This is a genomic window from Moorena sp. SIOASIH, assembly GCF_010671925.1.
GTDB lineage: Bacteria > Cyanobacteriota > Cyanobacteriia > Cyanobacteriales > Coleofasciculaceae > Moorena.
Genome location: NZ_JAAHIH010000003.1, coordinates 524,327 through 539,076 on the forward strand (window position 1 = coordinate 524,327; position 14,750 = coordinate 539,076).

14 protein-coding genes are annotated in these 14,750 nt (G+C 45.4%); 9 read left to right on the forward strand and 5 right to left on the reverse strand.

The window, feature by feature from the left end; translation table 11 throughout:
- Positions 1-141 precede the first annotated feature (141 nt).
- A complete protein-coding gene (grpE, locus tag F6J90_RS17485; RefSeq protein ID WP_293096057.1) occupies positions 142-936 on the reverse strand; it encodes a nucleotide exchange factor GrpE in 795 nt (264 codons plus the stop codon).
- A 585-nt stretch (positions 937-1,521) separates the two neighbouring features.
- Between grpE and F6J90_RS17490 the strand changes: the two genes are divergently transcribed.
- Together F6J90_RS17490 and F6J90_RS17495 are read left to right on the forward strand one after the other, a co-directional pair.
- Entirely contained in the window at positions 1,522-3,528 is a 2,007-nt protein-coding gene (locus F6J90_RS17490) for a GspE/PulE family protein (RefSeq protein ID WP_293096060.1), read from the forward strand.
- 98 nt (positions 3,529-3,626) lie between these two features.
- A complete protein-coding gene (locus F6J90_RS17495; protein WP_293096062.1) occupies positions 3,627-4,745 on the forward strand; it encodes a type IV pilus twitching motility protein PilT in 1,119 nt (372 codons plus the stop codon).
- 137 nt (positions 4,746-4,882) lie between these two features.
- On the opposite strand, the gene F6J90_RS17500 is transcribed toward F6J90_RS17495, so the two are convergent.
- Complete coding sequence (locus tag F6J90_RS17500; protein ID WP_293096065.1) at positions 4,883-5,068, reverse strand: hypothetical protein; 186 nt, start codon at positions 5,066-5,068, stop codon at positions 4,883-4,885.
- 35 nt (positions 5,069-5,103) lie between these two features.
- Here F6J90_RS17500 and F6J90_RS17505 point away from each other — a divergent pair, with 35 nt between their 5' ends.
- The 3 genes from F6J90_RS17505 (at position 5,104) to F6J90_RS17515 (ending at position 7,517) form a co-directional block, all read left to right on the forward strand.
- A complete protein-coding gene (locus F6J90_RS17505; RefSeq protein WP_293096068.1) occupies positions 5,104-6,321 on the forward strand; it encodes a type II secretion system F family protein in 1,218 nt (405 codons plus the stop codon).
- Positions 6,322-6,545: 224 nt separating this feature from the next.
- On the forward strand, positions 6,546-7,169 hold the full coding sequence (locus F6J90_RS17510; protein WP_293096071.1) for a hypothetical protein: 624 nt from the start codon (positions 6,546-6,548) through the stop codon (positions 7,167-7,169).
- A 111-nt stretch (positions 7,170-7,280) separates the two neighbouring features.
- Positions 7,281-7,517, forward strand: coding sequence for a hypothetical protein (locus tag F6J90_RS17515; protein ID WP_293096074.1), 237 nt, complete (start codon positions 7,281-7,283; stop codon positions 7,515-7,517).
- On the opposite strand, the gene F6J90_RS17520 is transcribed toward F6J90_RS17515, so the two are convergent.
- The gene (locus F6J90_RS17520; protein WP_293096076.1) at positions 7,469-8,509 is read right to left on the reverse strand and encodes a saccharopine dehydrogenase-like oxidoreductase; all 1,041 of its coding nucleotides are present in this window, start codon (positions 8,507-8,509) and stop codon (positions 7,469-7,471) included. The two genes, F6J90_RS17515 and F6J90_RS17520, sit on opposite strands and share 49 nt — an antisense overlap.
- Before the next feature lie 54 nt (positions 8,510-8,563).
- Here F6J90_RS17520 and F6J90_RS17525 point away from each other — a divergent pair, with 54 nt between their 5' ends.
- Positions 8,564-8,692: a hypothetical protein gene (locus F6J90_RS17525; protein ID WP_293096079.1), complete on the forward strand. Its 129-nt coding sequence runs from the start codon at positions 8,564-8,566 to the stop codon at positions 8,690-8,692.
- Positions 8,693-8,944: 252 nt separating this feature from the next.
- On the opposite strand, the gene F6J90_RS17530 is transcribed toward F6J90_RS17525, so the two are convergent.
- Positions 8,945-9,067: a hypothetical protein gene (locus F6J90_RS17530; RefSeq protein WP_267876402.1), complete on the reverse strand. Its 123-nt coding sequence runs from the start codon at positions 9,065-9,067 to the stop codon at positions 8,945-8,947.
- A gap of 115 nt (positions 9,068-9,182) precedes the next feature.
- Here F6J90_RS17530 and F6J90_RS17535 point away from each other — a divergent pair, with 115 nt between their 5' ends.
- From F6J90_RS17535 to F6J90_RS17545, 3 genes are all read left to right on the forward strand, one after another.
- Complete coding sequence (locus tag F6J90_RS17535; RefSeq protein WP_293096084.1) at positions 9,183-9,392, forward strand: DUF2997 domain-containing protein; 210 nt, start codon at positions 9,183-9,185, stop codon at positions 9,390-9,392.
- Between the two features lie 156 nt (positions 9,393-9,548).
- Positions 9,549-9,935 carry a DUF1257 domain-containing protein gene (locus F6J90_RS17540; RefSeq protein ID WP_075903446.1) on the forward strand — a complete coding sequence of 129 codons (387 nt, stop codon included), beginning with the start codon at positions 9,549-9,551 and terminating at the stop codon, positions 9,933-9,935.
- On the forward strand, positions 9,935-10,378 hold the full coding sequence (locus tag F6J90_RS17545) for a ferredoxin (protein ID WP_293096086.1): 444 nt from the start codon (positions 9,935-9,937) through the stop codon (positions 10,376-10,378). Before F6J90_RS17540 ends, F6J90_RS17545 begins: the two co-directional genes overlap by 1 nt.
- A gap of 311 nt (positions 10,379-10,689) precedes the next feature.
- On the opposite strand, the gene F6J90_RS17550 is transcribed toward F6J90_RS17545, so the two are convergent.
- Entirely contained in the window at positions 10,690-13,710 is a 3,021-nt protein-coding gene (locus F6J90_RS17550; RefSeq protein ID WP_293096089.1) for a HEAT repeat domain-containing protein, read from the reverse strand.
- Positions 13,711-14,750 lie beyond the last annotated feature (1,040 nt).

Below are 14,750 nucleotides of genomic sequence, written 5' to 3' on the forward strand. Positions count from 1 at the left end.
CGGGTTAAAGGTTATGTTAAGTTATTTTAGTTTGATTTTTTGTTGAGTTGCTCAAAATAATAGAACTTCCCTTGGTGCTAAGTCCCTTTTGGTAGGATTTGAGAGACTGACACCAAAGGAAGGTTAACCAATAAATGGCAGCTAATTTTCTGCCTCAGCAGACTTCTGAGCTTCGGAGGTTTCCTGTGGTTCTGCCGCAGCAGCTACTTTCACCATAGCGTGACGCAGCACGCGCTCCCCAAGGAAATAACCCCGCATTAGCTGTTCTATCACCACTCCTTCTGGATATTCATCCGTTGGTTCTCGCATAACCGCTTCGTGGAGATTGGGGTCAAACTCTTTCCCTTCTGGTCGCATCGCAGCAACCCCAAGGCGCTTGAGACTGTCTACCAGCTGTTTATAAACACCTTGATAGCTTTTGTGAATCGACATTTCCCCATCATTTTGAGGCTTAATTTGGGTACGCGCCCGTTCAAAATTATCGACTACTGACAATAACTCAGTGATGGTGTTTCCTTTAACTTGATGTTCCAAGTCTTCTTTTTCTTTAGCTGACCGTTTGCGGAAGTTCTCAAAATCTGCCGCAATCCGGATGTATTGAGATTTAAAGGAATCACATTGCTGAGTGCGCTCTTCTAGTTGAGCTTTCAGGGCTTCATTTTCCTGCTTGATGGTTTCTATAATTTTGGAATCATCCTCGGTAGGTGATTCATCGGTGGTAGCTGCTTGAGCTACCTCGGTCTGGGCTTGGTCTACCGACTCTGGCTCAGATGCTTCAGCAGCAGGGGATTCAGTTGGTTGTGCGGCTGTTGGGTTGACCTCTGAGTCAGAGGCTACGGCTACCGCTTCCGCCTGACGATTGTCTTCGAGTACCGTGGTGGACTCTTCGTTTGTCTGCTGCGTAGTGTTATCTGACTGTTTTGCTTCGTCAATCATGCTCCACTCATCCCAATTCAATAAAGTGCTAGTTTATCTATAATTTCTTACTAGCCAACCAATTTTCCAGCAAATTTTGTAAACTAACCAAGTTAAGTCTAACGACTATAGCATTGGTTTCTAACCTGATTGAGAGTTACTCCGACCGTAAACTTACCTCAACTGTGTGGTCTTCCACGACCTCCGTCAGCAAGAATGCTGCTGTTGGAAGTGTAGCCGATCAGATCCTTATGGCCTGTATCCTTACCACTGTCCTTGATGGTGTTACTTCCTTTTGCTGGTCTTGTTGCGTAGTTTTGCTGGTCTTGTTGCATAGTTGAATGTTGTGGCTAAATCAGTCATTAACCAAAATCTAGCATCTGAGATTGTGAACCACCTTGAGGGATTAGGGGTTGATAAGAATTATACAGCCAATGACTTGACTGAGTTTTTATGATGTATAATTCAATATTTAACTGCGACAAATTATCCTAGTCCGTCAATCTCACTAAAACGTAAAAATCAGGGAGTGGCAGCCACTCCCATGACACTTAACATAAGGCTTTTGGGAATACTGTGTAAAGTAAGGAGAGTTCCTATTCCGTCATGACTTACTCCTCATCTCAACGACGCGCCCTAGTAGTCCGTAACGATTTTTCTCCCTTTGGCAATAAACTGATTCAGGCTGGTTACGTTAATGTTGACCAGATGCAGCAAGCTTGGCTGGAAACTCGCAAGTCCGGAAGACCCCTGACGGAAGTCGTCGAAGCAATGACCGGACGTCAGTTACCACCGGACTTGATCCGCCAATACAAGAAGCAGCAGTTGTTTGAACTGAAAGTTCTTTTTGGTGTTGAGTCCCTAGATCCGGAAATTAGTGATATTTCCACTCAGCAAGTCGGTGGCTTGATTGAAACCCTGATTCCTATTGATATTTGCCGTCGCTATCACCTGCTCCCCATATCTAAGCATGAAACTGAGCCGCCATCGGTTTTGGTGGCAATGGTTTCTCCTGATGATCTAGAAGCCCAGGATGATTTGAATCGGATTCTACGACCTCAGGGCATCAAGTTGCAACGGATGGTCATCACTAAGGAAGACTATCAGCAAATCATTAGTCAGTATCTTGACGATCAGTTGGCACGGCAAAAGCAACTAGATCAACAAAAATCCGTAGATGTAAAGGAGGATTTAGAAAATTTAGGCTCATTCGATACTTTACAGGATGCCCCAGAGGAAGCGGAAGCAGACCTAGATTCTTCTTTGAATGAGGCAGGGGGGGCTCCGATCATTAACCTGGTTAACAAAATCCTGGCTAAGGCTTTACAAGAAGGGGTTTCTGACATTCACATCGAACCCCAAGAGGAGCAGTTGCGGGTGCGCTATCGCAAAGATGGGGTACTGCGTCAAGCCTTTGATGCCTTACCACAGCGAATACATACAGCGGTGGCGGCTCGTTTCAAAATCATGGCAGATCTCGACATTGCGGAAAGACGCTTACCCCAAGACGGTAAAATTCGGCGTATGTTCCAGGGGCGCAAAGTTGACTTTCGGGTCAATACCTTGCCCAGTCGTTATGGGGAAAAGGTGGTTCTGCGGATCCTAGATAACGAATCGACCCAGTTGGGGTTGGATAAGTTGATCACAGACCCAGACACCTTAGAATTGGTCAGGGAAATGGCTAAGCGTCCCTTTGGATTAATCTTGGTGACGGGTCCAACGGGATCGGGGAAATCAACCACCTTGTATTCAATTCTGGCAGAACGTAATGACCCTGGGGTGAATATCAGTACTGCAGAAGACCCGATTGAGTATTCCTTACCTGGGATTACCCAAGTCCAGGTTATTCGGGAAAAAGGCATGGATTTTGCCTCGATTCTACGAGCCTTTCTGCGCCAAGACCCGGACGTGATTCTGGTGGGTGAAACACGAGACAAAGAAACAGCTAAAACCGCGATTGAAGCAGCGTTGACTGGTCACTTGGTCTTGACTACTCTACACACTAATGATGCGGCTGGTGCGATCGCTCGTTTAGATGAAATGGGTGTTGAACCCTTCATGGTTTCCGGTGCCTTGCTGGGAGTGTTGGCTCAACGATTGATGCGGCGTGTTTGTTCCAATTGTCGTATTTCTTACCAACCAAGTTCTGCGGAACTAGCCCGCTATGGTCTGTCAGCCTCTAGGGATGGCGAGATTACCATCTATCGCGCCAATACCCTGACACCGGAGGAAATCGCTGAAGCTAGGACAGAAGGTACACTCTGTAAAACCTGTAATGGTATTGGTTACAAAGGACGGGTTGGTGTTTATGAAGTTATGCGCATCTCTGAGAACCTCCAAGCCTTAATCAACCAAGGGGCCCCCACTGAGAGGATTAAGGAAGCTGCTGTAGAGGAAGGGATGATCACAATATTAGCCTATAGCTTGAATTTGGTACAGGAAGGTTACACCACCTTTGAAGAAGTGGAACGAGTAACCTTTACTGATTCTGGCTTAGAGGCAGAACTGAAAGCTAAGCGCAAGAGTTCTCTGACCTGTAGCACTTGCTCAGCTCAATTAGAGCCGGAGTGGCTAGACTGTCCTTACTGTATGACACCCCGTTTTCAAAATTAAATTAGTTATTAGTCAATTGTTCATTAACAATTGGCTATTGTCTTTTGACTAAGGACTAATCACTAACGACTACTGACGTTTTTAAGGGAGAGAAGATTATGGAACTGATGATTGAAGACTTGATGGAACAGATGATTGAGATGGGGGGGTCAGATATGCACATCCAAGCGGGTGCGCCAGTCTACTTCCGCGTCAGTGGTAAACTCCAACCCATTGATGACGAAGCACTGAACCCTCAAGCCTGTCAGCGATTGATTTTCAGTATGCTTAACAATTCACAGCGTAAGGAATTGGAGCAAAACTGGGAACTTGATTGTTCCTATGGTGTCAAGGGGTTGGCTCGTTTCCGTGTCAATGTTTACAAAGAACGGGGTTGCTATGCGGCTTGCTTGAGGGCGTTGTCTTCCAAGATTCCTAATTTTGACAAATTGGGTTTACCGGATGTGGTGCGGTCGATGAGTGAACGACCAAGGGGAATGGTATTGGTCACCGGACCGACTGGTTCTGGCAAAACCACTACCCTAGCAGCTATGATTGATTTAATTAACCGCACTAGGGCAGAACATATTCTGACAGTGGAAGACCCGATAGAATATGTGTTTCCCAACATCAAGAGCTTGATTCACCAACGTCAAAAAGGTGAAGATACTAAGAGCTTTGCCAATGCCCTGAAGGGGGCACTGCGGGAAGACCCGGATGTGATTTTGGTGGGTGAAATGCGGGATATGGAAACTATTGGTCTAGCTATTTCCGCCGCTGAAACCGGTCACTTGGTATTTGGAACGCTACACACTAACTCAGCCGCTCAAACCGTAGACAGGATCATTGATGTGTTTCCATTTGGACAGCAAGCTCAAATCCGAGCTCAGCTGTCTAACTCTTTGATTGCAGTCTTTAGTCAATGTCTAGTACCGAAGAAAAACCCTAAACCAGGTGAGTTTGGTCGGACTATGGCTCAGGAAATCATGGTAGTGACACCTGCTATTTCTAACCTGATCCGGGAAGGAAAAACGTCTCAAGTGTACTCTGCTATCCAAACCGGTGTGAAATTGGGAATGCAGACCCTGGAACAAGCTTTAGCGGGTCAGGTGAAATCTGGCTTGATCTCTTTGGAAGCAGGACTTAGTAAAAGTTCTAAACCCGATGAATTGCAACGTATCATTGCTGGTTCTGGAGGGATGAATTCTAAGGGCGGTAGAGCAAAGGCGACTCGCTAGTCGTAAGCTATCAGCTATCAGCTATCAGCTATCAGCTATCAGCTATCAGCTAATGCGCTACCTCACAGGCTAGAAGCCTGTGCCACGCACGCTACTTGAGGTGCTATCAGCTATCAGCTAATGCGCTACCTCACAGGCTAGAAGCCTGTGCCACGCACGCTACTTGAGGTGCATATGCTTTGATGGGCTTTTGCCCAGACTTTCAATTCTCTAAAATCTCTTAATATTAAATTATCCCTTTCGAGGTTTATTTTAAGCTGACGGCTGACGGCTGACGGCTGACGGCTTACCGCTAGTCTAGAGAAAGCACGGACTGGATCCATAAAACTTGCTATTAGACTTAATCTAGAAAAAAGCCATGCCTACTTTTATTGCTCAAGTTCGGGACAAATCAGGCAAATCTAAAAAAGAAAAAATTGACGCTGCTACTCCTGAACAAGCCCGGAGCATGCTAGAACATCGGTATGCTGCTGTTGGCAGCGTCAAGAAAAGCTTAGATGTTGACTTTAGCCTATCAAGCCTTTCTGAAAAATTTACCAATGTCACGATCAAAGACAAAGCGGTGTTTTCTCGTCAGTTTGCCGCTATGGTTAATGCTGGTGTGGCTATCGTCCGATGTCTTGGGGTATTAGGGGAACAGTGTTCTAATCCTAAGCTGAAAAAGGCGTTGATGAACATCAGTGCTGAGGTCCAACAAGGAACTAATCTATCGGATGCCATGCGTAAGCATCCAGATTGTTTTGATGATCTTTATGTGAGTATGGTTCAGGCTGGTGAGGTTGGGGGTGTGCTTGATGAAGTGCTCAACCGATTAGCTAAGCTGCTCGAAGATATGAATCGCCTGCAAAACCAAATCAAATCAGCTATGGCTTACCCAAGTGTGGTAGGATTCTTAGCCCTACTGGTTTTTCTGGCAATGACAATGTTTCTGATCCCAATCTTTGCTGGGATATTTCAAGATTTAGGAACGGAATTGCCAGCTTTAACTAAGTTTATGTTATGGTTGAGCGGCATCCTCAGAAGTTGGAAAGTATTGATTCCCATTGCTGTTGTAATTGTATTAGTTACAGCTTTTAAGTATTACTATAAAACCCCAATGGGTAAGTTACAAATTGATGGCTTGCAGTTGAAAATGCCTTTGTTTGGTGAGTTGAATGAAAAAGGCTCTGTAGCTCGCTTTTGCCGAGTGTTTGGCTCCTTAACTCGTTCGGGAGTACCGATCCTGAATTCCTTAGATATTGTTAGAGATACAGCGGGTAACCAGGTAATTTCTAATGCTATTAACTCAGCTAAGAATGAGATTCAACAGGGTGGGATGATTAGCCTAGCTTTACAACGAGAAAACATTTTTCCTCCTCTAGCAATTCAAATGATTAGTATTGGAGAAGAAACGGGTGAGTTGGATTCTATGGTGATGAAAGTTGCTGACTTCTATGAAGATGAAGTGGAGCAAGCGGTTAAAGCACTAACTAGTATCTTGGAACCAATTATGATTGTGGTTTTGGGAGGCATGGTTGGTGTGATATTGATATCTATGTATTTACCAATGTTTAAAGTGTTTGAAACTATGGGCTAAGCTGGTCTTAATTTAAATTCAATGGTTCTGACAGCAGGGCAGCAGGGATCCCCCCTAACCCCCCTTAATTAAGGGGGGAATCGGATCCCCCCTAACCCCCCTTATTAAGGGGGGAATCGGAGCATGGGAGCCTTATTAAGGGGGGAATAGGAGCATGGGATAGGGTTTGACGGTTTTTTTCTAACTGAATAATATCCAATTTAAATGCGCAACAGCTTAATTCGATGCCTGTTCAGAAATCTGATTACGAAGCTTGGCTAGCAGAGTATAGTAACCATGATGGTGCGATCGCACTCCTGAAATCCTATCGACCTTACCTGGAAATGATTCCTAGTATGCGCCGACCTTACGAGAGTGTGATCACCATTCCCTTACCAGTGGTGAGAATTCGTCACTCGCCATCCTCCTTAGGGCATAAAAGTGTTAGCCATGGCACGATCACCGAAGCCGTAGGTTTGCCCTGTGATCTAGCCATGGTAATGTGCGATCCCGAATGGAAAGTCAAGATGGAGATAGAGATTGTTCTATTCATCCATCGCCCCCATGAAGACTTTTCTGACTTGCTCAGTCGCTGGCGTCAGACCCAAGTGTTACTAGACAAAGACTATGAATGGCTAATGCCTCCTGGCTATCAACACATTCTCAGTGATGGCGTAAACCGTATCTATCCCTTGTTTGTGGTGTTCCAAGAGACACCCCAACGGATTCAGCGAGGCTTACTAGGGGCTAGTCTACCATTTGTGGTACAAACGACCGATGGGATTAATCTGGAACAGGATGAAACATCCAGCTTAGTTGAAGAGGGTAAGGAGATGGGGAGATGGGGAGATGGGGAGATAGGGAGATAGGGAGATAGGGAGATAGGGAGTGTGGGGAGATTTTGATTAAGGGTAATTATCAGGAAATTATTTCAGTATAGCGTTTTTCTCAGCTATAGACAGAAGAGGGCTCGCCCAAAGGTGGTGCGTTACGGGGCGGACTATCCCAACCCGGGCGTTGAGGCGGAAAATCAAGGGCTTTCCGCCCCTAACGCACCCTACGCACTGTTCCCTGTTCCCTGTTCCCTGTTCCCTGTTCCCTGTTCCCTGTTCCCTGTTCCCTACTCCCTACTCCCTACTCCCTACTCCCTACTCCCTAAAACCAATGACTATTTCACAAACTGCGGCATGACTTCGGCAGCAGTCAATAGACCATAAATACCCTTGTGATGTAGGGAAACTCCTGCTTTTAGATAGCCAAAGGCGGGACCACAGACATTAGCAGCCATGCTGGTTTCATCACCAAGGGTAAAGGTGTGAGTGGAAATTTTACCCTCAAAGGTGCGACCTGTGATTTGGACATTGGTACTGAGGGGTTTTTTAGGATTGCGGGTATCCACGACACCACCAACAGAAACGCGATCGCGTGAGCAAATCCCTGCTAGTTCCAGCATCACATCATCAGCATGTTCCATATTCTCTAGGCTGATGATGCCTTCGGTTTGATCTAATAAGGCTTCGACTTCAGCATCACTCATGGCTTTGGCTCGTTCTACATCATAACCGGGAAGGTGAGCAATATCTTCTCGAATGGTGGCTCGATAGGCTTCCCAGTTAGCAATCCCTACCCCAAAGGTAATGTTGACACTGTGAATCTCGGCATAGCTTTGAGATGCGATCGCAGCAGCAGCGGTCAATAGTCCTGGAGTAGCACCGCAGCCAGTCATATAGGTAATTCCAGCGGCTTGCAATTCATCTTGCAGTTGCAACAGTTGCTCTACAGCACTAGTGCGCTTGAGAGCATCTACTAACACTCCCTGCCAACCGGATTGAATAAATTGCTTAACTACCGATGCCATAAAGGTATTCGGTAAATTTGGCAGTGCTAGGAAATATCCATCTACTGTCGCGTTTTGGATTAAGTCTTCGATACTGTTGCTACTTAAGGTGCCACCTGGTTCTACATAACCCAATGAACCTTGGGATTGGTAGGTGTGGATACAACGGTCAGGATTTAAGCCAGCTGGGTCATAAACATAACCTTTCCGGTCAGCTGCTGCTACCCAAAGCATTTCTCCCTTAGGAGCTAAGACTCTGGTAGCGGCTTGACCTAATCCCCCAAAGCCTAAAACCCCTACTCTGATTCGCTCTAATCCATTGGGATTGGCGGTTTTGGGGTTATTTACACCTCTGACTTGCGTTTCACTCATAACTTATAGACTCTTTCGCCCAACTTTAATAATTCATACTTCATACTTCATACTTTGCCCAGTCCCCTCAATTCTCTAGATTTTGTTAATGTCAGCCGTCAGCCGTCAGCCGTCAGCCGTCAGCCGTCAGCCGTCAGTAGTCAGCCGTCAGCCGTCAGCCGTCAGCCTTTAGCTGAAAACTGAAAGCTGAGAGCTGAGAGCTGATAGCTGATAGCTGAGAGCTGAGAGCTGAGAGCTGATAGCTGATAGCTGATAGCTGAGAGCTGAGAGCTGATAGCTGATAGCTGATAGCTTACTTGTTAACAAACCATTTTTGGGACATCCCACCCCTTGACTGATGGCAAAAGTTACGAGAAACTTACAAAATATTAAAGTAAACACTCGATTTACTATAAACTTATGTTAATGTTGTTTGCGCCATGATCTGAATTATTATCATTTGATTAGTGACCAGCTATAGCACTGGTCAGTGATCAGTGATATAGCGCTACGCGAAAGGCAAGAGGCAAGAGGCAAGAGGCAATAGTTTACTAGAACTACTTTTGCTGCTTGTATCAATGTCAAACACCTTAATGCGTAGTGTGATATCAATCCGGGATTACATACTCCTGGACTGGCGCAACAACCGGTGCCACAACCTCTAAATAGGTATAAACCGAGCACTAAAGGGATTATGGAAACATTAGAGTTTGTCATTTATCCAGATGGTCGAGTCCAGGAAAAAGTCACTGGGATCATCGGAGCCTCTTGCGCAGAGGTAACAGCTGCTATTGAAGCTCAGCTAGGACAAGTCGTATCTGTTGAGCAAACATCAGATTACTTCGACCAAAAGCTTGAACTATCGGCAACAGCGACAGCTCAAGCTACGGTTAGCCATTGGTAAATTTTTCAGGACTTACCTATTGCCCCCTAAATCCCCCAATACTGGGGGACTTTGACATCATTACCCCCCAGTATTGGGGGGCTAGGGGGGCAAAACTAACTAAACTTCGTAAGTCCTATTTGTGTTCCAGTTAGTAAATTCGTTTAATTACCAAAAATGTCTCATTTCAGCACTATCAAAACCCAAATCCGTAACCGTTCATCCTTAGAAACTGCTTTAACTGACTTAGGGATTGATTGGGAATCTGGTCCTAGCTCTGTGCGCGGTTATCAAGGCCAAACTCGCACTGCTGAAGTAGTGATTGAGCAAGAGAATGACTACGATATCGGTTTTAGTTGGAATGGTAACGCCTACGAACTAGTTGCTGATTTTCAGTATTGGCAACAGCCTTGGTCTGTAGATGGTTTCCTACAACGGGTAACCCAGCGTTACGCTTACAACACAGTAATTAAGGAAACTGCTAAGCAAGGCTTTGAGGTTGCTGAGCAACAAGATAATAAAGATGGTTCAATTCGTTTAGTGGTACAACGTTGGAGCGCGTAATGTCTGAGTTCTCACCGACGCCAGAGCGTTCGGGTTTAGAACCAGAGTTAGGGGGTGTCTTTCGAGATGCTCCAGAGCGGTCTGGTTTTGAGCCAGAGCTAGGGGGTATTCTGCGACAAAAAGGTGTTTACGTTGATGAAGTTACCTGCATTGGCTGTAAACACTGCGCCCACGTCGCTCGAAATACGTTTTACATCGAAGCCGACCACGGTAGATCCCGGGTTTTTCGGCAAGATGGCGACTCAGAAGAAGCGATACAAGAAGCGATAGACACTTGTCCAGTAGATTGTATCCACTGGGTTGATTACACTAAGCTTAAAAATCTAGAAGAGGAGCGACAATATCAGGTAATTCCTAGAGCAGGATTGCCTATTGAACCAAGTGTTGTGGCTGCCAAAATTAAGGAGAGGAAGCTGGCAAGGAAGCTTAGGAAAAAACGGTAAGCATTCAGCTATCAGCCATCAGCTTTCAGCTTTTAATAGTACTAAATCCTCGATGGCTTAGAGCTGTTGAGGGTTTTATGTTGTGTTATCGCAATGGTTTTTTGGGATTATAGGGAGTAGGGAGTAGGGAGTAGGGAGCAGGGAGCAGGGAAAATGCGATCGCATCCTTGATCGCATCCAACAACAACGATACTGTAAAACTGCAAATTATTATAATATAGCACAAACATATCTTTATTTCTAATAATATCAAAAACTCTTTGGCTCTCTTTCTTACTACTCCCTACTCCCTACTCCCTACTCCCTACTCCCTATTCCCTTCCTACAACCAAATCCCACAGGGCATCAATACCACCGCCCACATAGTCGGAATCCTGGTGTTGTTCAATCCATTCAATCACGGTAGGGAGAATATGATTAGATGTTTTGCCTAATTTACCCAAGGCTCTAGTTGCCCTGTCACTAATCTCAGAATCGTCATCCTGAAGCTGTTCTAGAAGGATACTGATTACGGTTTCTGAGCTGTTCCCCAATTCGGCCAAGGTGATGGCTGCCAAGCAACGCACAATATAATTTTCATCCTGAAGCAGTGGGATTAGAGCCTTGACTATGGTTTCTGAGCTGTTGCCCAAGTAGAAGAAGCCCGCGACTGCGTTCGCACGCACAAGATAACAGGGATCTTGAAGCCCTGCTAGGAGGCTGCTGACTAAGGTTTCTGAGCTCTTACCTAATTGTATTAAAGTTACGGCTGCTATCACACGCACATAAGAATTTTCATCCTGAAGTCGTGGGATTAGGGCGCTGACTACGGTTTCTGAGCTGTTGCCCAATCTGCCCAAGGCATTGGCTACCCATGCACGCATAAGATAATTTTCATTCTGAAGCTGTCGGATTAGGGCGCTGACTACGGTTTCTGAGCTGTTGCCCAAATTAGCCAAGGCTCTGGCTGCCCTCCTACGCACAAAACGCTCATCATTCTGAAGCCGTGGGATTAGGGTACTGACTACGGTTTCTGAGCTGTTGCCCAAATTGGCCAAAGCTAAGGCTGCCTTCCAACGCACATCAGAATCCTCATCCTTTAGCCGTGTCAATAATATTTTAATTACCTGATCCTTTTCCCCTAACTCGGCTCGATAGTTAAGCAATCGTGTCTCATCAATTAAATCTATTTGCTCCTTCAACATCTCCAGAGCTTGTGCTTTAAAATCCGTTTCATAAAAACTACAAATTATCTGAAAAACCTGCTCACTAATCTTCTCGCCAACCGGCTCTTTACTACTCACCTCCAACTCAACCAACCGCTCTAAAATATCTTGCACTAACGCACTATCAGCACCTCGCAAATTCTTCGGGTTTTCCGCTAAACAATTACCAGCAAACAACAAATCCCGATGTAACCACTGTTCATAGTTACTATTATTAGTCAATACTGCCCGAATTGCCTTTGCAGCGTTTTTCGGTTTTTGTTGTGCTATCAGCAGTAATAACACTTCGCGCCAGTGGGAGTCATGTAAATGCTCCCGAATATGATTCAAAACAATTCCAAAATCATACTCATTTTCTGCTTGATAGTTAATCTCTTCAGCACACAAATATTCTTGAAACGTCTTATGGACAAATGCATAACAATCTTGCCCCTGCTCATTCAATAAACCGGTGCGATCGCGAATCAACGTTACAAATACTTCCGCCTCTTCTTTGGCTTGATATAACTGCACCTGCTTCAAGGTTTTAATCTCTTTACTCAACTGAGCAATCAAATCTTTTTTATTAATAATGGTGCCGCCTTCGTTATCGTCACTATTTCCTTGGCTATGAATCCAATAAGCCAACAATTCCATCAATCGGCGCAAATCATACAAATCTAGATACTTAAATATTAATCTATTTCTGATTTCCTTCTTAGCATCCCAAGAGGTTAACAAGGTTTTGACGGCGCAATTATAAAGCTCAAACCGTTCTTTGGGCAATACCGCTTGATACCGATGAATTAATGCAATAATTGTCAACAATAACGGATTTCGTGCCAATAAGGTAATCCGGTCATTATCATCCAGGGCTTTTCGTAAACTATGCTTCCACCTTTCGGCTTCTGCTTGGTCTTGAAAGCGACTGTTATACCAGTTATCAATAAATGCCGAAATCTTCTGGTCATCAAAGGATTGGATTTGATAGTGGGGAAATTCTTCAGTGCGGAAAAAGTCCCGTCGATAACCAGCAGGGCGAGATGTAATAATAGCGCGATTTCTGTCAAACTGTCCTAAAAAATTCTCGATGCGCTTGACTACATCATGGCGTTTAGCCTCTTCTGCGACTTCATCCAAACCATCCAGCAATATCAAGGCTCTACCATCAGATAACCAATGCTCAAAAAATCCCACTGGTAACGGTTTCACTGACATGGTGTTTTCCGCAAATATCCGAGCATAGTCGATCAGGCTTTTATCGAGATGTCTAGCAAAGTCTCGCATCCTGATTAAAATCGGTAGCCAATCAGTATCACCATCTAATCCTAAAACATCAGGATTTTGCTGAGCTAACATTACCGCAAAATAGCTCATCAATGTGGTTTTACCAGAGCCTGGCGCACCCAAGATTACCACTCGTTTCGACTGACTTTGGCTCAATAACTGCTGAGCCAAAAATTTCCTACCACTTGTCTTGTCCAAGATTAGCCTTTCTGGCTTTTCCCCACTACCAGCTGCTAACAACTCCCGCTCCCAAGGGCGAGCAGTTGATACCTCTTCCACTACATCTGGCATTACAAAAATTTGGGCTAATTTCTCCGATTTTTCTACTTCTTGCCCATCCACAGCAATGCCAGCAAATTTGACATCATCATACCAGTTAGCTAACTGTTGACAATAATCCTGTTTAGCTACCTGAAATTTTATATAAGTAACAGTCTGCTCAAAATAAGCCTTAATAAATGTCTCTACCCAAGGCTTGAGACTGTTTTGATTTAGTTTAATAGTCTTGGCGTCAGCTTCTTGTTGAAATACCGTGCTTAAAATCTCCCGGTCTGGCTTCCCTTGATTAAGTAACGGTTTCTGTAATTCTGCTAAAACAGCTGAATGAGTAAAATAGTGGTTCAAAAACCGATTAACTCCATTCCAGCCATCCGGGGGAGCGTGAAAAAATAAGCGCTGTTGACTATCCAGTTGTTTGTCCCATTGATCAACGGCTTCTGCTCCGGCTTTGATGGCTTTTTCGACATCGCTTTTAGTCAGGGCTTGAGTTAAGCGCTTCCCGGCTTCTTTTCCAAGAATACTTAACAAGGGTGGCGCTATTTTCGATATTTCCAAACCAGCGAAAAGGGACACGGGTTCCATAATTTATAGGTAATTATGTTGGATTGGTTTAATTATAGCAATTTCGGGAGCAGGTAGTAGCGAGATGGTTTTTTGATTAGGTTGTGATCCCCCTAAATCCCCCTTAATAAGGGGGACTTTCCAGAGCGATTTCTGGACTTCCCCCGCGCGGAAGGGGGACTTTTCCGATCGATTTCCGGACTCCCCCTTTATTAAGGGAAGGGAGAGAAACTAGAGAGATTTCCGGACTCCCCCCTTAATAAGGGGGGCTGGGGGGGATCGACTAGGAAATGGCATAGAAAGAGTTTACTCTCCCCTTGGTTATTTGGGCAGAAGGGAGAGAAACTAGAGAGATTTCCGGACTCCCCCCTTCCGCGCGGGGGGCTGGGGGGGATCGACTAGGAAATGGCATAGAAAGAGTTTACTCTCCCCTTGGTTATTTGGGCAGAAGGGAGAGAAACTAGAGAGATTTCCGGACTCCCCCCTTCCGCGCGGGGGGCTGGGGGGGATCGACTAGGAAATGGCATAGAAAGAGTTTACTCTCCCCTTGGTTATTTGGGCAGAAGGGAGAGAAACTAGAGAGATTTCCGGACTCCCCCCTTCCGCGCGGGGGGCTGGGGGGGATCGACTAGGAAATGGCATAGAAAGAGTTTACTCTCCCCTTGGTTATTTGGGCAGAAGGGAGAGAAACTAGAGAGATTTCCGGACTCCCCCCTTCCGCGCGGGGGGCTGGGGGGGATCGACTAGGAAATGGCATAGAAAGAGTTTACTCTCCCCTTGGTTATTTGGGCAGAAGGGAGAGAAACTAGAGAGATTTCCGGACTCCCCCCTTAATAAGGGGGGCTGGGGGGGATCGACTAGGAAATGGCATAGAAAGAGTTTACTCTCCCCTTGGTTATTTGGGCAGAAGGGAGAGAAACTAGAGAGATTTCCGGACTCCCCCCTTAATAAGGGGGGCTGGGGGGGATCGACTAGGAAATGGCATAGAAAGAGTTTACTCTCCCCTTGGTTATTTGGGCAGAAGGGAGAGAAACTAGAGAGATTTCCGGACTCCCCCCTTA

Excerpts from the sequence above, each read along its gene's own strand:
- grpE (WP_293096057.1), bottom strand. The coding sequence starts at position 936 with ATGATTGACGAAGCAAAACAGTCAGATAACACTACGCAGCAGACAAAC.
- F6J90_RS17490 (WP_293096060.1), top strand. The coding sequence starts at position 1,522 with ATGACTTACTCCTCATCTCAACGACGCGCCCTAGTAGTCCGTAACGAT.
- F6J90_RS17495 (WP_293096062.1), top strand. The coding sequence starts at position 3,627 with ATGGAACTGATGATTGAAGACTTGATGGAACAGATGATTGAGATGGGG.
- F6J90_RS17500 (WP_293096065.1), bottom strand. The coding sequence starts at position 5,068 with ATGGATCCAGTCCGTGCTTTCTCTAGACTAGCGGTAAGCCGTCAGCCG.
- F6J90_RS17505 (WP_293096068.1), top strand. The coding sequence starts at position 5,104 with ATGCCTACTTTTATTGCTCAAGTTCGGGACAAATCAGGCAAATCTAAA.
- F6J90_RS17510 (WP_293096071.1), top strand. The coding sequence starts at position 6,546 with ATGCCTGTTCAGAAATCTGATTACGAAGCTTGGCTAGCAGAGTATAGT.
- F6J90_RS17520 (WP_293096076.1), bottom strand. The coding sequence starts at position 8,509 with ATGAGTGAAACGCAAGTCAGAGGTGTAAATAACCCCAAAACCGCCAAT.
- F6J90_RS17535 (WP_293096084.1), top strand. The coding sequence starts at position 9,183 with ATGGAAACATTAGAGTTTGTCATTTATCCAGATGGTCGAGTCCAGGAA.
- F6J90_RS17540 (WP_075903446.1), top strand. The coding sequence starts at position 9,549 with ATGTCTCATTTCAGCACTATCAAAACCCAAATCCGTAACCGTTCATCC.
- F6J90_RS17545 (WP_293096086.1), top strand. The coding sequence starts at position 9,935 with ATGTCTGAGTTCTCACCGACGCCAGAGCGTTCGGGTTTAGAACCAGAG.
- F6J90_RS17550 (WP_293096089.1), bottom strand. The coding sequence starts at position 13,710 with ATGGAACCCGTGTCCCTTTTCGCTGGTTTGGAAATATCGAAAATAGCG.